Source organism: Kaistella yananensis (genome assembly GCF_026107505.2).
Taxonomy (GTDB): domain Bacteria; phylum Bacteroidota; class Bacteroidia; order Flavobacteriales; family Weeksellaceae; genus Kaistella; species Kaistella yananensis.
Genome location: NZ_JAPCHZ010000002.1, coordinates 456655 through 475625, shown reverse-complemented (window position 1 = coordinate 475625; position 18971 = coordinate 456655). Strand labels below are relative to the sequence as shown.

The window sequence follows — 18971 nt, the reverse complement described above, 5'->3', positions numbered from 1 at the left end:
TCGCTGACTTCGGTTTTATTTTTTACTACCTTTATAAAAAAATAAAAGGATGAAAAAATTTATATATCTAATCCTGGCGTTTAGTATAATCGCCTGTGTACCTCAGAATAAGCCTCAGGACAGTTCCTCAAACCCAGAAATTTCGCCTTCGAAGAATGATGACGGCGAATGGGACCTTCAGGTGATTGATACCCAATATGATTATTTCCTGAACGCCATTGCAAAACCCATGAACATGTATTCTGAAAGCTATCTGAAAAATAAAAATACTTTCTTAGTAAACGAATGGAATTCCTATTACTATTCCGGAAAATACAGGAACGTCATTGAATCTTCGATTGATTATGATCCTCAGGAAAACTATGGACTGAAATTCGAGTATAAACTGTATCAGGTTTTTGCTTACGTTCAGTGGAAATACGGATTAAGGATGTCTGGGCTAAGCGGTGCAGATATCCGTTAAATTAAAAAGGGCTCAGAAAACATCTGAACCCTTTTTTAATATTGTAGAACGTCTTACTTATTAAATTTTTCCTCCACTTTATCCCAGTTGATTACTTCGAAAAATGCAGTAACATAATCCGGTCTTCTGTTTTGGTAATGCAGGTAATACGCATGCTCCCAAACATCGAGTCCCAAAACAGGTGTGCCCTTGCAATCAGAAACCGGCATTAAAGGATTGTCCTGATTTGGAGTAGAGCAAACCGCCACAGATCCGTCTTCTTTCTTACATAACCAAGCCCAGCCGGAACCGAATCTTGTTTTTGCCGCTTCAGCAAAATCAGCTTTGAATTTTTCGAAACCTCCGTAAGCTTCAATCGCTGTTTTTACGTTTCCTACAGGTTCTTTGCTTCCTCCAGGAGTTAAAATTTCCCAGAAAAGCGTGTGGTTATAATGTCCGCCGCCATTATTTCTTACCGCTGCTTTATCTACACCTGTTTTGCAGATTTCTTCGATGGTTTTTCCTTCCAGATCTGTTCCTGCAATTGCTTTGTTTAAATTATCAATGTATGCCTGGTGATGTTTGGTGTGGTGGATTTCCATTGTTTTTGCATCAATGGTTGGTTCAAGCGCATCGTACGCATATCCCAATTGTGGTAATTCGAATGCCATAATTTCTAATATTTTAAGTTAATACCCAAATTTACTCATAATGTAGGGCAAGTACAAACCACAGACATTACTTTAATAAATCTTTAACATAGATTAAATTAAAAAATCGCTCCTTTCAGAACGATTTGAGAATATATTACGATATCATTATCGGTTCATGCTCATCAGAAACTCTTCGTTAGTCAAAGTTCCTTTAATGCTTTTGTTTACAAATTCCATGGCTTCTACAGGATTCATATCCGCAAGATATTTTCTGAGGATCCACATTCTCTGCTGCGTAGTTTCATCCAGAAGAAGATCGTCCCTTCTCGTACTTGAAGATACCAAATCGATCGCAGGATAAATCCGTTTATTTGCGATTTTCCGATCGAGTTGCAGCTCCATATTTCCCGTTCCTTTGAATTCTTCGAAAATAACTTCATCCATTTTAGATCCCGTATCAATTAATGCTGTTGCAATAATGGTTAACGATCCGCCGCCTTCGATATTTCTTGCCGCACCGAAGAATCTTTTTGGTTTGTGAAGCGCGTTGGCATCCACCCCTCCGGAAAGAATCTTTCCTGAAGCTGGCGTAACGGTATTATAAGCTCTCGCTAAACGGGTAATTGAATCAAGCAGAATCACCACGTCATGGCCACATTCTACCATTCTCTGCGCTTTTGAAAGAACCAGATTGGCTACTTTTACGTGTTTATCAGCTGGCTCATCAAAGGTTGACGCAATTACTTCTGCATTTACGCTTCTTTCCATATCCGTCACCTCTTCCGGTCTTTCATCGATGAGCAAAATCATCATATAAGCTTCCGGATGGTTTTCGGAAATGGAGTTTGCGATATCTTTCAGCAACATGGTTTTCCCTGTTTTGGGCTGTGCAACAATCATCGCGCGCTGTCCTTTTCCTATCGGGGTAAATAAATCGACAATTCTTGTAGAAAGGGTTGAATTTTTTCCTGTTAAATTGAATTTTTCTTCAGGGAACAAAGGTGTAAGGAATTCGAATGCTACACGGTCTTTAATAAATTCTAAATCGCGGCCGTTCACTTCAGTAGGTTTCAGCAATGAGAAATATTTCTCGCCTTCTTTTGGTAAGCGGACAATTCCTCTTACAGTGTCTCCGGTTTTCAGCGCGTAATTTCTGATCTGGTTGGTAGATACATATACATCATCCGGGGATGAGATATAGGAAAAATCAGAAGAACGGAGGAAACCGTAATTATCCGGAAGGATTTCCAAAACGCCTTCAATGGTCACCAAACCGTCGAAATTAAATTCTTTTTTTGAATTTTCTTCCTGGTTTTCAGCGTTCTGATGGTTACGGTTTTGGTTGGGATTTTTATTTTGGTTTTTCTGATTCGGATGTTGAGGCCTGTTCTGGTTAGGATTTTTATTTCCGTTTCCGTTCTGATTTTGATTCGGATTCGGATTTTTGGTCTCTTCAGCCTTTATTTCAAGTTTAGTTTCAGGTTCGGGTGCAGCGGCTGTCTCAGTTTCGGGACTCTCTGCGGCAACTTCTTCTTTTGGCGGAGCAACACGCTGTCTTTTTTTCTTTTGCGGACTTCTGTTTTCAGGCTCTTGTGTAGCTTCAGCTACTGGAGGTTCTGTATTTTCTGCAGGTTTTTGCTTTGCAGGTTCGGTGCTTGCTTCTGCATTTTCAAAAAGAATCTCGGCGGAAACCTCTGCGGGTTTCTCAATCTTCTTTTTGGCAGCTGGTTTTTTGGCAGCCGGTTTTTTGGGTGCAGGAGCTGGTTTTTCTTCCGTATTCATGGGAGTTTCGGTGGCATTGAAATACTCTTTTGCAATCTTCGTGTTGGAAGCCTGAAAATCCAGGATTGCAAAGATTTTATCATTATCTGTGCTGTTCTTAGCAAGTTTAATGCCCAAATCCTTGGTGATTTTAGTCAACTCCAGTTCGGATTTTGACCGTAACGTTTCAATGTTGAACATAAATTGTTATGTGAAAAAGTAAATTTATAAGTAAGTGAAAGTAAGAAAGTTAAGTCGGGCGACTTTCTTCATCAGATCAATTGTAATGCAAATCTACACTACTTTTTTTATTTATGCAAAAAATAATTGCTATTTTTGCACCTCATAGTTATTATAATGCTTCAAAGAATACAGACTGTTTGGATTTTTCTGGCGATTTTAGGCGCAATTTTCCTCTTCGTTACGGCGCAGGATTTTTCCGTTTTTGGGCCGACTCCATTTATTTCTGTGGTGTGTGTTGTTTTAATCCTTTTGGGCTTTTTAAGCATTTTAAGTTATAAAGACCGCAAGAGACAAATTCTGCTGAATAACATCAGCATTTTTATAAACGCTTTGTTGCTCGGTTTATTGGCGTATTGGCTACTCAGTTTATCTGGAGGAATTAATTTTCCTGAGAAAGGTATTGAGCCGCTTTTCCCGTTGATCTCGATGGTGAGTTTGTTTATCGCAAACATCTACATCAAAAAAGACGACAGGCTCGTGAAATCTGTAGACAGACTCCGCTAAACTCACAACGATTTTTTTGAGTGAAACAGTTCCCGATTTTTCAGGAGCTGTTTTTTTTATTTCTGATGAGTAAAAAAATTGACAGAAAATCTCAACTGCCATTATCTGTTCAAATTTCTGTATTTTTGTGCACTAATTTCACTGAATGAAACCATTTCAACGCATTCTTTCCTTCGCCAAACCTCATCAGAAATACCTTTTCGGAAGCATGTTTTTCAACATCATGTATTCTGTACTCAATATCTTTTCGGTAGCGACGATGCTTCCGATCTTGGGTTTAATGTTTGGTACGGTCGAGAAGGTTGACACTACAAAACCGCCGGTAAACTCCGGGCGAATTGTAGATTTTTTCGGCTACGCAAAAGATTGGGCGTATTACACCATCCAAAAAAGTATTGATGCCAACGGAACGGTAAAAGTCCTGGCGGTTTTATGTGCCGTAACTGCGGTTGCCTTTTTACTTCGAAACATTTTCAGGTATCTTGGAGCATTTCTCCTTGTAAATTATCGTGTAGGCATCACCAAAGATTTGCGAACTGCGATGTACAATAAATTTCTGAAATTACCGGTTTCCTTTTTCACCGAAAAGCGGAAAGGCGACATGATGAGTCGGATCTCCAACGATATTGGCGGCGTGGAAGGCGGAATTATGGGAAGCCTGGTTGATGTGATCAATGCGCCATTTATGATTATTTCCTCGCTTATCACGCTGTTTATTCTTTCTCCAAAACTAACGCTCTTTTCTCTGCTTGTTTTCCCTTTGATGGGCGGATTGATTGCCTGGGTCGGAAAAAGTCTTAAAAAACAGGCGACTGCTGCACAGGAAGAATTGGGAAATCTTTTTTCACTTGTTGACGAAACCCTGAAATCATCAAAGGTTATTAAAATCTTTAACGCCGATAAAATCTTAAAGAACAGATTTAATTCCACCACCGATAACTGGAAAAAATATGCTATCGGGATGAGCCGCCGCCGCGAACTTGCTTCCCCGATGAGTGAATTTCTAGGGTCTGTCACTATTTTGATTATTACCTGGTTTGCGGGCGTTCAGATTTTAAATGAACAGACTATGGAGCCCGAAACATTCCTTGTTTTTATCGGGATGTTTTTCCAGATTCTGGAACCGGCGAAGAAGTTATCGAGCGCAATTTCGAATATCCAGGGCGGAATGGCTAGTTTAGACCGGGTTTCTGAAGTTTTGGATTACGACCTGAAGGTGGAAGAAATCGAAAATCCACTTGGCATTTCAACTTTAAAAGATAAAATTGAATTTAAAAACATTGGTTTTTATTACGATAAAGACAATGTTATTCTAAAGAATTTCAATCTCATCATTCCGAAAGGTAAAACGGTGGCGCTTGTGGGACAGTCAGGTTCAGGGAAAACGACCATTGCAAATTTACTTGCCCGTTTTTATGACGTTTCTGAAGGCGAAATTTTAGTTGACGGTGTAAACATTAAAGATTTAAAACTGAATGACTACCGGAATCTTTTGGGTATGGTAACTCAGGAATCCGTGCTTTTTAATGATTCAGTTTTCAATAATATCCTCATGGGAAAACCCAACGCGACCGAAGCAGAAGTAATGGCCGCCGCGAAGATTGCCAATGCGCACGAGTTCATTGAAGGTCTTCCGGAAAAATATTATACCAACATCGGCGACGACGGAAACAAACTTTCAGGCGGACAAAAACAAAGGGTTTCCATTGCGAGAGCTGTTCTGAAAAATCCTCCAATTATGATTCTTGATGAAGCAACTTCCGCCTTGGATACTGAATCTGAAAGATTCGTGCAGGACGCCTTGGAAAAAATGATGGAAAACCGAACTTCTCTCGTTATCGCTCACCGACTTTCAACCATTCAGAAAGCCGACTGGATCGTTGTGATGGAACGCGGAAGCATTGTAGAGCAGGGCACGCACAACGAACTCATGGAAAATAATAATGTGTACCGCAGACTGGTGGAACTGCAGAATTTTGGGTAAAAATAATAATGAAAAAACACTTTTTACTTTTTGCTATAATTTTCTCTTTATACTCTTGTGCGCAGAGAGCTATAAAACCTATTGAACTACCAAAGAGAGATGCTATTTTAGATAGCCAACCAACAGAACCCAGTTTTCCAGGTGGACCTGAAGCTTTTAATAATTTGATTCGCGCTGGTGTAATTGCTGAAAACATCGACTGCACACGGAACGAAAGACAAGTATCATCCATTGAATTTGTAGTAGAAAGAGATGGCTCAATTACAGATGTTAAAACTAGTGGAAAATCTTCTCGTTTAAATACGGAAGCATTAAGAGTCGTTAAATCAATTAGACAAAAATGGACTCCAGGTACTTTAAATGATGTGAATATAAGATTCAGAGTTCACCAGACTTTCAGCTTGGTTTGTGAGTAATACCAATCATAAAAGAAAATCTATGGATAAGTGATGAAATTACTTCCCAATCATCTTCTTAATCGAATTCAGCTTCATTAAAGCTTCAATCGGCGTCAATGTATTGATGTCGATTTTTGTAAGTTCTTCACGGATGTTTTCCAGAACAGGATCGTCTAACTGAAAGAAAGAAAGCTGCATGTTTTCATCGGTAATCGCTTTGGCAGAATCTTTAGAACCGCTTTGGCTGCGGCTTTTTTCTAAAGTTTTTAAAACTTCATTTGCGCGGTTTACAACCTTTGAAGGCATTCCCGCCAGTTTTGCCACATGAATCCCGAAACTGTGCTCACTCCCTCCCGGCAACAGTTTTCGCATGAAAATAATATTTCCTTTGTTCTCCTGAATGGAAACGTGGAAATTCTTGATTCTTTCAAAATTTACCGTCATTTCGTTGAGTTCGTGGTAATGCGTTGCAAACAAAGTTTTCGCCTGAGTTGGGTGCTGATGCAGGTATTCCGCAATCGCCCAAGCGATAGAAACACCATCGTAAGTGGAGGTTCCGCGGCCAATTTCATCCAATAAAATCAAACTTCGCTCAGAAATATTATTCAAAATATTCGCCGCCTCATTCATCTCCACCATAAAAGTGGATTCTCCGGCAGAAATATTATCCGTAGCGCCAACTCTCGTAAAAATTTTATCGAGAATCCCGATTTCCGCATGTTTCGAGGGGACAAAACTTCCGATTTGTGCCATTAAACAAATAATTGCAGTTTGCCTTAGAATCGCTGATTTACCTGCCATATTCGGTCCTGTAACCATGATAATCTGCTGCGAATCTTTGTCCAAAAACAAATCATTCGGAATATATTTTTCTCCTAATGGAAGCGCATTTTCAATAATCGGATGTCGCGCTTCTTTCAATTCAATCGAGTAAGAATCATTTAAAATTGGTCTCGTATAACTTTCGGAAACTGCTAACTCAGAGAGACCAACGCCACAATCGAGTTCCGCGATAATTTTCGAATTTCCTTGAATGGCATCAATGTAAATCATCACATTTTCACAGACTTTTCGGTAAAGTTCGTGCTCAATTTTTGAGATTTTTTCTTCAGCGCCAAGGATTTGGTCTTCGTATTCCTTCAGTTCTTCGGTGATGTATCTTTCGGCATTCACCAAAGTTTGTTTTCGGATCCAATCGCTCGGAACTTTGTCTTTATGCGTGTTTCGAACTTCAATAAAATATCCAAAAACACCATTGAAACTGATTTTCAAACTTGAAATTCCTGTTCGTTCGATTTCTCGTTCGCACATTTCGTCGAGGAAATTTTTTCCTTTGTTTTGCAAACCTCGCAAGTGATCGAGTTCTTCAGAAATTCCGGTTTTTATCACATTGCCTTTTGCAATATTCACCGGAAGTTCATCATTCAGGTAATTCTGCAAATACGTGATGAGTTCTTCAAGATTATTAAGCGGCTCAAGCCACGCCAAAATCTCCGCAAAAGGATGGAGCAAATTTCTTATCTGATGAATATTCATCAAACTGTGACGCAGATAACCTAACTCTTTCGGTGAAATTTTTTCGGAAGCCAGTTTTCCCATTAGACGATCCAAATCTGAAATGGATTTCAACAATTGCTGAATTTCATATTTTAAATGATCTTCTTTATTGAAAAACTCAATTAAATTCAGTCTTCTGTTGATTTCATCCACTGATTTTAATGGCAAAATCAGTCTTCTTCTGAGCAATCTTCCGCCCATCGGCGTTGCGGTTTTATCGATAATATCGAGCAAAGATTTCCCTTGTGGATTGCTTGGATAGACGATTTCGAGGTTTCTCAGCGTAAAATTATCCATCATCAGATAATCGTCCTGAGGGATGACCTGAATTTTTGTAATATGCTGCAAAAGTGCGTGATGCGTATCTTCTACCAAATAAGCAAAAATAGATCCGGCGGCGATAATTCCGAGTTTAAATTCTTCAATTCCGAAACCTTTTAATGAATTGGTTTTGAAATGACCTGTAAGTTTTTCGTAAGCATAATTGTACTGAAAAGCCCAATCTTCGAGCTTAAATGAGTTTTTATTTTTGAGTTGAGAAGGAAGTTCCGTTGATCTTTGATAAATAATTTCGCTGGGATCGAAAGTGTGAACGATATGCAACAATTTCTCCAAATTCCCTTCAGAAACCAGAAATTCTCCGGTGGAAACATCTACAAAACCGATTCCGTATTTTTCTTTTTCTTTATGTACAGAAAGCAAAAAATTATTCTTTTTCGAGGTTAAAACCTGCTCATTGAAAGTAACTCCGGGAGTGACAAGCTCAGTAACGCCGCGTTTAACAATACCTTTCACGGATTTGGGATCTTCTAATTGGTCGCAAATCGCAACGCGAAGTCCGGCTCTCACGAGTTTTGGCAAATAAGAATCCACGGAATGGTGCGGAAAACCGGCAAGTTCGATATGACCTTCGCCATTGGCTCTTTTGGTGAGCACAATCCCTAAAATCTGGGAAGTTCTGATGGCATCGGTTCCAAAAGTTTCGTAGAAATCCCCAACACGAAACAGCAAAAGCGCATCAGGATACTTCGCCTTGATGGTGTTATACTGCGTCATTAAAGGAGTCTCTTTCTTTGCCACGGGAATATTTTAGGAATGTGAAATTAACGATAAGAGTTTTAAAAAACTTACTTTTGACAAAAATACGAAAATGTCATCCACCAAGAAACTGAAACTCGAAGAATTAGGGCGAATCGATGTAGAAACCTTCAAACAAACCGAAAAAATTCCGTTGGTAGTGGTTTTGGATAATGTGAGAAGCATGCATAATGTAGGCGCAGTTTTCAGAACGGCGGATGCGTTTATTGTGGAGAAAATTATTCTATGCGGGATTACGCCGCAACCCCCGCACCGCGAAATTCATAAAGCGGCTTTAGGAGCAACGGAAAGCGTAGATTGGATTTACGAGAAAAATATTTCAGAAGCTTTGCAGAATCTGAAAAACGAAAATTATAAAATCATCGGAATTGAACAAACTTCAACTTCGGAAATAATGACGGATTACGCTATTAATAAAGGAGAAAAGTACGCTTTAGTTCTCGGAAATGAGGTAGACGGATTGAGCGACGAAACGCTTCCTCTTTATGACAGTTTCCTAGAAATTCCACAGTTGGGAACAAAACACTCGCTGAATGTTTCGGTTTGCGGCGGAATTGTGATGTGGGAATTCTTTAAAAATCTGAAAATGTAGCATACGGGAATTTTCCTTTGCTACATTTTTAAAATTTATTTATCATAAATCTTTACTTCCAGCCACCGCCAAGCGCCTGATACAGTTCTACTCCAGCTTTCATTTTGGCATATTCGGCATTGGAAATGTTCAGTTCGGCGTTCAGGGAATTTACCGAAGCATTTAATACTTCCAGATAATTTGCCATTCCGTAGTTCACAAGTTCCTGGGAAAACTCTACAGATTTTTGATAAGCGGTTAATTCTTTTCTTTTTAAATCGATAAAACTGTCCTGAGATTCGTAAACTTTCAAAGCATCAGAAACTTCTCTTCCGGCTGTAAGAAGGGTTTTACGGAAATTCAGATATGCTCTTTCTTTGTTGGCTAAACTTACTTCGTAATTGGTTCGGATCTGTCTATTATTTAAAACCGGCTGCACCAAACCTGCAACAACATTGGCAAAAAGTGAATTCACAGTGAATAAATGGTCAATATCCAGACTTTGAATTCCGCCGCTGCCATTAATTCTCAAACTTGGATAAAACTGTGCTTTGGCGGCATTGGTAAGTTCGAAAGCTGAAATTAAACCATATTCCGCTGCCATTACATCTGCCCTGTTCGAAAGCAGATTTGCAGAAAAACCTAACTGATATTGGCCCGGCATCTTCTGTTGGGCTAAAGTAGTACGTTCAATCGCATGCGAGGGTTCACCCATTAAAAGGCTTAATGCATTTTCTAAAAGCGCAGTTTGGATGTTGATGTTAATGAGCAATGATTCCGCATTGAAAACTAGGGCTTCACTTTGCTGTACAGCAACTTCAGATAACGTTCCGGCATCCTTCAACGCCTTTGTCGTTTCAAGATTTTTCTTTCTTAAGGTAATTGTTTCACCGATGATTCTTTTCTGCTCATCGAAAGTTAGAAGCTGATAATAGGCAGACGCAATTGCAGCCACCAAATCACTTTTCACGGCCTTATGTGCGGCAACTGTACCTAAATATTCTGCAAACTGCGATTTTTCCTGAGCTTTCATTTTTCCCCAGATATCGGCTTCCCAGGAAATATCTGCACTCAAATCATAAATATTATTATACCTTCTTTCTCCTGCAAGCTGACCCAATTGCGTGTTTAGAGACTGTGTCTGGAACGTATAACCGGGGCCTACAGAAAGTGTAGGCTGATACGCAGCTTTGCTTTGCTTTAAATAAGCCTCTGCGGCAGAGATATTCTGAAGTGCAATTCGGATATCCAGATTATTCTCCAAGCCTCTTGAAATATGTTTCTGAAGCACAGGATCGGTAAAGATTTCGCGCCACGAAACGGTGGCAATGCTTGCAGAATCTTTCGGAAGCAAATCTGTTCTGAAAAGATTTTCATTCACCTCATTCGGTCTTTCATACTTCTGCCGGGCCGTACACGAAGTCAGCACGGCAAAGGTGATGAGCGACAGTAATAAAGTTCTTATATTGAAATGTTTTCTCATTTTAAAAATTTTAATCAGTGTACGAAATTATTCTGCCAGATTAATGTCTTTCACTTTTACAGGTGTTATCTTTTCCTGTAACCACTGGAATATTACGTACAGTACAGGAATGGCTACCAGCCCGAAAAACGTTCCGATGAGAAGACCTGCGGCGGCTCCGGTCCCGATCGAACGGTTTCCTACAGAACCAATACCGGACGCGAAAACCAGCGGAAGCATCCCAAATATAAAGGCAAAGGAAGTCATCAGAATCGGTCTGAGTCTCGCTTTTGCTGCATTGATGGCAGACATGGCCAAAGTTTCGCCGTGATTTCTACGCTGTATGGCAAATTCAACGATCAAAATTGCATTTTTGGCAAGAAGACCTACAAGCATAATTAAAGCGATCTGGAAATAAATATTGTTTTCTAGACCGGCAATTCTCTGTCCAAAAAATGCGCCTACAACACCCAGCGGAAGCGAAATAATTACCGCCAAAGGCAACAGGAAACTTTCATACTGCGCGGCAAGAATGAAATAAACAAATACCAGGCTCAGTAAAAAGATAATTGCGGTTTGCGATCCCGAACTTAATTCTTCTTTCGAAAGACCGGTAAACTCAACTACATAATCTGCCGGGAGTTTTTCTGCGGCAACTTCCTGTACAGCACGGATGGCATCACCCGTTGAAAATCCAGGATTGTTGGAGCCTGATATTGAAATCGAAGTAAAGAGGTTATATCTTTCCACAGATTTGGGTCCGAAAGTTTTCTCCATGGTTACAAATTGCGAAATTGGCGCCATTTGACCTGAAGCTGTTTTTACAAAAATACTGCTGAGATCCGATGGTTCGTTTCGGGAATCGGGGAACGCCTGAACCATTACACGGAACTGTTTTCCGTATTTGGTGAAATCGGCCGCGTACACACCACCAACATATCCCTGCATCGTACTTAAAATATCTGAAACCGTAACTCCAGTTTCTTTGGCTCTCGGCACATCAATTACCATTTCATACTGTGGATAATTGGTGTTGAATGAGGTTTGCGCAAACTGAATTTCAGGTCTCTCCATCAAAGCGCCGAGATATTCTTTCGCGACACCATCAAGCTGTTTTAAACTTCCGCCTGATTTATCTAATAAAACCGCAGAAAAACCATCACTGGAGCCAAATCCCGGAATACTTGGTGGCGAGAAAAATACAATTTTAGCGTCAGGAAATTTTCCGGCCAGCCCGAAAAGTTTTTTGGTAATCGCCTCAACGGATTGATCATTATCTTTAGCTCTTTCAGCAAAAGGTTTCAGCCGTACGAAGGCCTGTCCGGCATTGGAACCGCTACCTGACATAAATCCGCGGCTGGCAGTAAAGGTTACGTTGGCGACACCCGGGATTTTTCTGGCTTCTGCCTGCAAATCTTTTAAAACATTATACGTTCTTTCCATAGACGCTCCCGGTGGGAGCGCCACATCGGTAAAGATAATCCCACGGTCTTCTTTGGGTACAAAGCCAGAAGGCATCGTGGAATTTGACCACCAGAAAAACAATCCTCCTACAGCAAAGATTACGAGCGTTACCCATTTATGTCTCAAAAGGAAAACGAAAAGTCTTCCGTACCGGTCTGTTCCGCTTTTGAATGCTGCATTGAATTTATAGAAAAACTTCTGCAGGAAGTTCATTGAAGTATATTCTTTGTGATGTGCAGGGTTTGGTTTCAAAAACAGAGAACATAAAACTGGACTCAGTGTTAATGCATTAACCGCAGAGATTAAAATGGCCACGATCAGTGTAATCCCAAACTGCTGGTAGAAAACTCCGGTAGGGCCTGTAATAAATGTTACCGGAATAAATACCGCAGCCATTACCAAAGTAATAGAGATAATAGCGCCGGTAATTTCGTCCATTGCACTAACTGTAGCTTTTTTAGCATCGGAGAAACCATGTTCCATTTTCGCGTGAACGGCTTCTACCACTACAATGGCATCATCAACTACGATCCCGATCGCCAAAACCAAAGCGAACAGTGTTAAAAGGTTTAATGAATATCCTAAGAGATTCAAAAAGAAAAAAGTTCCCACAATAGAAACCGGAACCGCAATGGCCGGAATCAGGGTAGAACGGAAATCCTGAAGGAAAAGATAAACCACCAGGAAAACCAGGATAAAAGCCTCCAGTAAAGTGGTTACTACTTTGCTGATCGAAGCTTCAAGAAAGTCGTTCGTATCAAAGTTGATGGTATAGCCCACGCCTTCCGGAAGTGTTTTTTCGTTCTCTTCGAGGAAGACTTTGATATCTTTAATAATTTGCTGCGCATTGGAACCCGGCGTCTGGAAAATCCCCATACTGATCGATCTTCTTCCGTTATTCTCTCCGATTCCTGAGTAAGACTGAGCATCAAGCTTAATTTCCGCGACATCTTTAAGTTTAAGGAATTGCCCGTTCCCCATAGATTTCAGGATAATGTCACCATAATCTTTTTCTTCGTTAAATTTTCCTTTGTAGGTAATTACATATTCGAAAGCGCTTCCGCTGTTCTGCCCCAACTGCCCTGCAGCAGCTTCCCGGGACTGTTCGTTGATCGCGGCGGTAACATCGCTGGGCTCTAAACCATAGGCTGCCATTTTTGCAGGATCGATCCAGACTCTCATGGAGAAGTTCTTGCCCCCAAAAGCCTGGGCTTCACCCACTCCGTTTACCCTTTTAAGTTCAGGGATTATATTGATGTTCATATAATTCTGAAGCCAGACTTCATTCAAATCCTTATTATCGGTATAAAATGAAAGGAACATCAGTGCACTTGTTCTCTGCTTCTGTACCGTAACTCCGGATCGGGTAACATCGGCAGGCAAAAGCGGAACTGCGCGCTGTACTTTATTCTGTACTTCCACCGCAGCGATATCTGGATCAACGCCCTGTTTAAAGAAAATCTGGATATTTGCAGAACCGTTGTTGCTCGCAGAAGATGAAATATAATCCATTCCTTCTACCCCATTTACCTGTTCTTCGATAGGAATTACCACACTGTTCATCACCGTTTCGGCACTCGCACCGGTGTAGTTGGCGTTAATACTTACCGTAGGCGGTGCAATATCGGGATATTGGGTAATCGGGAGCGCCTGCAAGCCCAAAACACCAAGAATAACAATGAGGATAGAGACTACGCTCGAAAGAACCGGTCTGTTTATAAAATGTTTTACCATTAGAAAATCGGTTTTATAGCGTTAACAATCTCGTCGAAATTTGCAGGTTTAGGTTTTACCGCAGTTCCGGGTTTTAATGTACCTACGCCCTGAGCCACAATTTTCTCACCTTTTTTAATGCCGTCTTTTACGACGACAAGATTATTCACACGGTCTGTAACTCCGATCATTACATTTTTAGCAGTATCCTTTTCAACTTTAAAGACGTAGACCAAACCTTGCTGTTCAAAAGTTGCACTTTCTGGTACAACCAAAGCTTTGTTATATAATTTTGGAACTTTAATCGTTCCGCTGTTTCCGTTGCTCAGGAGTTTGGCAGCATTTGGAAAAGAAACCCGGAACTGAATAGTACCTGTGGTCGGATCAATCTGTCCGGTCGCGGCTTCAATTTTTCCTTTTTCTCCGTAAAGACTTCCGTTGGCAAGTTCAAGCTCTACCATCGGCATATTTCTTAATTTTTCAGGCACCGTTGCACCGTAAGCATTCTCCAGGAAATCAAGATATTCTCTTTCATTCATCGAAAAGTATGCGAAAATTTCACTCGTATCCGAAACAGTGGTTAAAGGGGTCGGGTCGTTGGGACCAACCAAACTTCCCACTCTGAACGGTAGTTTGCCCAGAACTCCTGAAATAGGCGCCCGGATTACAGAATAATCAATATTGGCCTGAACACCTTTGTAATTTGCGGAAGCCTGAGAAACACCTGCAGCAGCCTGAGCCTGGGCCGCCTGAGCCTGGGCAAGCTGCGCCTGTGCACGGGATAAATTTGCTTTTGCTGTTTCCAGCTGTACTGGGCTGATAATATTTTTCTGAACCAGAGGAATAAGTTTGTTAACCTCTACCTGCGATGCATTTACCGCGGCCTGCGCAGCACTTACATTTGCTTTTGCTGCAGCAACACCGGACTGTGCCGCCCCAATTCCTGCGCGTGCTGCATCTGCAGATTGGTTAAGCGTGTTGGTTTCCAGTCTGAAAAGTGGCTGGCCTTTAGTAACATACTGGCCCTCATCTACCAAAACCTGTGTGATATAACCCTGAATTTTTGCACGAACATCATTATTAACTCGCCCCTGAATGGAAGCTGGGAATGACTGATATCCCGTGACATTTCTTTCCTGCACTTCCACAACAGGAACTTCTTTTGGGCCTTCAGGCTTTTTCTCCTCTGTCTTTTTACAGGAAAGTACCGATAGCAAAGACAGGGAAATAATGATTAATTTATTTTTCATACTTAAATTTTATGGAGGGTTTCTTCAATATTTTTAATATTCTTAATTAATAAGCTTCTGTAGATTTCGAATTTCTGAAATTCTTCCTGATCTTTACTCTTACGGAACTCGTTGAGCTGATCCAGGATCAATATTTCTTTTTTCATTCTACTGATGATTTCTTCGAAACGGATGTTGATGTAATTCTCGTTAATCCGGAAAAACCTTTTTCGTTCCTTTATCGTGTTGAAATCATTGATCAATTTGGCATTTAAAAGCAAATTAATATTCGCAGAAACCGAACTTTTACTGGCAGCGAAAACATGTACAAACTCATCAAAGCAAATCCCCTTTTTCTCGAAATCGAAAATAAGATAGGCGTATATTTTTGCAGCGAGTGGCGGGATATTCAGGGTCTCCCCATAGAATTTCACCATCTCCCGAAAAATCTCTTTATTAAGTTCCAGCGACTGTTTCATTTGTATTTTATGCCACAAATATAAAATATTAGTTCGGAACAAACCGAACCAAACTTTAGTTTTAACAAATATTTAGTACTCTTCATAGGGTTTTAAACATTGCTTTGCCTGAAAATAGCATTATGATGTATAAAAAATATTAAATTTGCTTTATGGATTTACGCGACCAACTGAAAAACCTTTTCCCGGAACATGAAGAACAGGATTTCGAAATGCCTGAAGAAGCAACTGTAAAGTCTTTACAGAAAGAGCCACTTGTATGCAAGTTTGAAAAAAAAGGCAGAAACGGAAAACCGGTTACATTAATTGAGGGTTTCGAAGGAAGTGAGGACGAACTGAAAAATATCTCTAAGAAAATAAAAACCACTTTGGGAATCGGCGGTTCTGCAAAGGACGGAATCATTGTAATTCAGGGAGATAACCGCGATAAAATCATGAAAATCCTTCAGGACATGGGGTACAAAACCAAGCGTGTAGGCGGATAATTCCAGACATTGTTTCATTACCCCAAAAATTCTCCGTACCTTTAAATTCCTTTTTTTTAAAAGGATTTTTTAATTTAAAACAATAATATTATGCTTAATAAATTAGCAGCTTCCGAACTGGTTCTTAATCCAGACGGAAGCGTTTATCACCTGAATCTTTTACCCGAAGACCTTGCGGAAAAAATCATTCTTGTTGGCGATCCGGACCGTGTACCGAAAGTGTCGAAATATTTTGACAAAATTGACATTCAGAAAAATAAAAGAGAATTCTTCACCCACACCGGAACTTTGCGTGGCGAGAGAATTACAGTAATGTCAACCGGAATCGGTACCGAAAACATCGATATCGTGATGAATGAGCTCGACGCACTGGTGAATATCGATCTTAAAGAAAAAGAATTCAAAAGTGAACACAAATCACTTCAGCTTTTCCGTCTAGGAACCTGCGGCAGCGTAAATCCTGATGTAGAAGTTGATAACATGCTGGTAACCCAAAATGTTGTGGGACTGGATGGGCTGCTTCATTTCTATCAGGATTATCATTTTGAGAACGAATTTTCGAAGAACTTTTTAGATAAATTCCCTTATCAAAAAATAAAACCATTGTTATATTTCTCTGATTGGGCTGAGGATATTGCTGATTATTACAAAGACGCCAAATACCATGGAAATACTGCAACATTCCCTGGATTTTATGCTCCACAGGGCAGGCAGCTCCGTTTAAAAGCGCTCGACGATAAATTTCTGGAAACTTTAAATGATCTGGGCATCACCAATTTCGAGATGGAAACCTCTGCAATTTATGGTTTGGCCAAATTATTAGGCCATAAAGCATTAACCGTGAACGCTGTAATTGCCAACAGAAGACGCGGCGAGTTTTCTGCGGACCATCACGCTTCAGAAAAAAATATGATTGAGTGGGTTTTAGAGAGAATTATTAAATAAAAAAGTTACTAAACTTTAAAATCCGGCCAGGAAACTTGCCGGATTTTTTTTTATTGATTCCGGACCCAGCAATCTACCAAATGATCATTCACCATTCCAGTTGCCTGCATGTGTGCGTAAACAACGGTGGAGCCAAGAAATTTGAAACCACGTTTCTTTAAATCTTTTGCCAAAGCATCGGAAATTTCGCTTGTTGCCGGTACGTCTTTTAATGTTTGCGGATGGTTAATGAGTGGTTTTCCGTTTACGAAACTCCAGATATATTCTGAGAAAGTACCGAACTCTTTCTGAACTTCCAAAAATCTTTTCGCATTATTCACCGTTGCCAAAATTTTCAGGCGGTTACGGATGATTCCGGGGTTATGCATCAGTTCTTCCGTTTTTTCAGAGGAATATTCTGCGATTTTTCGATAATTAAAATCATCAAAAGCAAGTTTAAAATTTTCACGCTTTTTCAGAATCGTGTACCATGAAAGTCCGGCCTGAAAGCTTTCAAGCACGAGAAATTCGAAAATGGTCTCATCCTTATAGACGGGTTTTCCCCATTCATTATCATGATAAGCTCTATACAAATCGTCTTTGTCGCACCAAGTGCAGCGGATTTTTTCCATCGTATTCTGAATATTCGGATAAAATTAAAGGAAATATTTAATAAAACTTTATAAAACTTTTAACATCCATTAATCTAAAGCGGAATAATTGTTGGTACTTAACATAATATCAAATTAAATTATTCACCAAATCATTAATTTAAAATTATTATTATGGACAGACAAGATTATAACAACGCAGAAAACGCTGTTAACAAAGCAAAGTGGACCGTAAACGATTATGCAGACAGAGCTAAGGATTATATCCGCGAACAGCGCGACAGAAATGAAACTCCAACAGCAGAAGGTTGGATGGAACGAGCAAAAGATAATATTTCTGATGCCTGGGAAGATACCAAAGACGCTGTTAGCGACGCGTGGGAGAAAACCAAAGACTGGACTGAAGACGCTGTAGATAATGTAAAAGACGCAGGCGAAGATGTGAAAGCAGAATGGAACAAGAGCACCAATTAAGCAATTTCATATAGTTAGGAAAGAGAACCGTGAAAATGGTTCTCTTTTTTTATGCTTTAAACAATAAATATTCTAAATTTGTTGCAATTAAATAGAACTATTATGTCATACGGATTACTTAAAGGGAAAAAAGGAATTATTTTCGGAGCGCTGAATGACCAGTCGATCGCCTGGAAGGTTGCAGAGAGATGCCATGAAGAAGGCGCAGAATTTATTCTTTCGAATGCACCAATTGCAATGAGAATGGGTGAGATTGATGAACTTGCTGCAAAAACAGGTTCCGATGTTATTCCGGCAGATGCCACTTCTGTAGAAGACCTGGAAAAACTTTTTGCCCATGCACAGGAAAAATTTGGTAAAATCGATTTTATCCTCCACTCAATCGGCATGTCGGTAAACATCAGAAAAGGAAAAGCTTATACAGACCTTAATTATGATTTCCTTGAAAAAGGGTGGGATGTATCATCTGTCTCTTTCCATAAAGTAATGAAAGCCGCGTGGGACAAAGATATTATGAACGAATGGGGATCAATCCTCGCTTTAACTTATATCGCTGCACAAAGAACCTTCCCTAATTATGGCGATATGGCCGACAACAAATCTTATCTTGAAAGTATTGCAAGAAGTTTCGGTTACTATTGGGGCGAGAGAAAAGTTCGTGTAAATACGATTTCTCAATCTCCTGTAATGACTAAAGCCGGTGCCGGCGTAAAAGGAATCAGCGGATTCTTCAACTTTGCCGACAGCATGTCGCCTCTTGGAAATGCAGATGCAATGGATTGTGCAAATTACTGCGTAAGCCTATTCTCGGATCTTACAAGAAAAGTGACAATGCAGAATCTCTTCCACGACGGAGGTTTCAGTAATACCGGAGTTTCTCAGAAAATCGTAGATAAATTTGAAGATTTCGAAGGATAAT

The 18971-nt window shown here is 40.1% G+C and carries 17 protein-coding genes; 9 read left to right on the top strand and 8 right to left on the bottom strand.

The genetic code is table 11. The features are described from left to right. Positions 1 to 49: 49 nt before the first annotated feature. A complete protein-coding gene (locus tag OK344_RS06465; protein WP_265144005.1) occupies positions 50 to 463 on the top strand; it encodes a DUF6146 family protein in 414 nt (137 codons plus the stop codon). A gap of 53 nt (positions 464 to 516) precedes the next feature. Here the strand turns inward: OK344_RS06465 and OK344_RS06460 are convergent, their stop codons facing one another. Both OK344_RS06460 and rho read right to left on the bottom strand, forming a co-directional pair. Further along, positions 517 to 1113, bottom strand: a complete 597-nt coding sequence (locus OK344_RS06460; RefSeq protein WP_265144004.1) for a superoxide dismutase — start codon at positions 1111 to 1113, stop codon at positions 517 to 519. A 147-nt stretch (positions 1114 to 1260) separates the two neighbouring features. Beyond that, entirely contained in the window at positions 1261 to 3057 is a 1797-nt protein-coding gene (rho, locus tag OK344_RS06455; RefSeq protein ID WP_265144003.1) for a transcription termination factor Rho, read from the bottom strand. Between the two features lie 156 nt (positions 3058 to 3213). On the opposite strand from rho, the gene OK344_RS06450 reads away from it, so the two are divergent. From OK344_RS06450 to OK344_RS06440, 3 genes are all read left to right on the top strand, one after another. After that, a complete protein-coding gene (locus OK344_RS06450) occupies positions 3214 to 3603 on the top strand; it encodes a DUF4293 family protein (protein ID WP_265144001.1) in 390 nt (129 codons plus the stop codon). A 145-nt stretch (positions 3604 to 3748) separates the two neighbouring features. After that, on the top strand, positions 3749 to 5587 hold the full coding sequence (locus OK344_RS06445; protein WP_265144000.1) for an ABC transporter ATP-binding protein: 1839 nt from the start codon (positions 3749 to 3751) through the stop codon (positions 5585 to 5587). An 8-nt stretch (positions 5588 to 5595) separates the two neighbouring features. Further along, positions 5596 to 6003: an energy transducer TonB gene (locus OK344_RS06440; RefSeq protein WP_265143999.1), complete on the top strand. Its 408-nt coding sequence runs from the start codon at positions 5596 to 5598 to the stop codon at positions 6001 to 6003. Positions 6004 to 6042: 39 nt separating this feature from the next. Here the strand turns inward: OK344_RS06440 and mutS are convergent, their stop codons facing one another. Then, the gene (mutS, locus tag OK344_RS06435) at positions 6043 to 8628 is read right to left on the bottom strand and encodes a DNA mismatch repair protein MutS (protein WP_265144117.1); all 2586 of its coding nucleotides are present in this window, start codon (positions 8626 to 8628) and stop codon (positions 6043 to 6045) included. A gap of 64 nt (positions 8629 to 8692) precedes the next feature. Between mutS and OK344_RS06430 the strand changes: the two genes are divergently transcribed. After that, entirely contained in the window at positions 8693 to 9232 is a 540-nt protein-coding gene (locus OK344_RS06430) for an RNA methyltransferase (protein ID WP_265143998.1), read from the top strand. 52 nt (positions 9233 to 9284) lie between these two features. Here OK344_RS06430 and OK344_RS06425 read toward each other — a convergent pair whose 3' ends face one another. The 4 genes from OK344_RS06425 to OK344_RS06410 are packed head-to-tail and all read right to left on the bottom strand — an operon-like array spanning position 9285 to position 15558. Further along, entirely contained in the window at positions 9285 to 10694 is a 1410-nt protein-coding gene (locus tag OK344_RS06425; protein ID WP_265143997.1) for an efflux transporter outer membrane subunit, read from the bottom strand. 27 nt (positions 10695 to 10721) lie between these two features. Next, positions 10722 to 13871, bottom strand: a complete 3150-nt coding sequence (locus tag OK344_RS06420) for an efflux RND transporter permease subunit (RefSeq protein WP_265143996.1) — start codon at positions 13869 to 13871, stop codon at positions 10722 to 10724. Beyond that, complete coding sequence (locus OK344_RS06415) at positions 13871 to 15100, bottom strand: efflux RND transporter periplasmic adaptor subunit (RefSeq protein ID WP_265143995.1); 1230 nt, start codon at positions 15098 to 15100, stop codon at positions 13871 to 13873. The genes OK344_RS06420 and OK344_RS06415 overlap by 1 nt, the downstream gene beginning before the upstream one ends. Before the next feature lie 2 nt (positions 15101 to 15102). Further along, the gene (locus OK344_RS06410) at positions 15103 to 15558 is read right to left on the bottom strand and encodes a GbsR/MarR family transcriptional regulator (RefSeq protein ID WP_265143993.1); all 456 of its coding nucleotides are present in this window, start codon (positions 15556 to 15558) and stop codon (positions 15103 to 15105) included. 152 nt (positions 15559 to 15710) lie between these two features. Here OK344_RS06410 and OK344_RS06405 point away from each other — a divergent pair, with 152 nt between their 5' ends. After that, positions 15711 to 16043, top strand: a complete 333-nt coding sequence (locus OK344_RS06405) for a translation initiation factor (protein ID WP_265143992.1) — start codon at positions 15711 to 15713, stop codon at positions 16041 to 16043. Positions 16044 to 16133: 90 nt separating this feature from the next. Next, positions 16134 to 16988 carry a nucleoside phosphorylase gene (locus OK344_RS06400; RefSeq protein ID WP_265143991.1) on the top strand — a complete coding sequence of 285 codons (855 nt, stop codon included), beginning with the start codon at positions 16134 to 16136 and terminating at the stop codon, positions 16986 to 16988. A 50-nt stretch (positions 16989 to 17038) separates the two neighbouring features. On the opposite strand, the gene OK344_RS06395 is transcribed toward OK344_RS06400, so the two are convergent. Then, positions 17039 to 17599 (bottom strand): DNA-3-methyladenine glycosylase I, encoded by a 561-nt coding sequence (locus tag OK344_RS06395; RefSeq protein ID WP_265143990.1) that lies wholly within the window; start codon positions 17597 to 17599, stop codon positions 17039 to 17041. A 153-nt stretch (positions 17600 to 17752) separates the two neighbouring features. On the opposite strand from OK344_RS06395, the gene OK344_RS06390 reads away from it, so the two are divergent. Both OK344_RS06390 and OK344_RS06385 read left to right on the top strand, forming a co-directional pair. Further along, complete coding sequence (locus tag OK344_RS06390; protein WP_265143989.1) at positions 17753 to 18052, top strand: hypothetical protein; 300 nt, start codon at positions 17753 to 17755, stop codon at positions 18050 to 18052. Positions 18053 to 18154: 102 nt separating this feature from the next. Beyond that, complete coding sequence (locus OK344_RS06385) at positions 18155 to 18970, top strand: enoyl-ACP reductase FabI (RefSeq protein WP_253311393.1); 816 nt, start codon at positions 18155 to 18157, stop codon at positions 18968 to 18970. Position 18971: the final 1 nt, after the last annotated feature.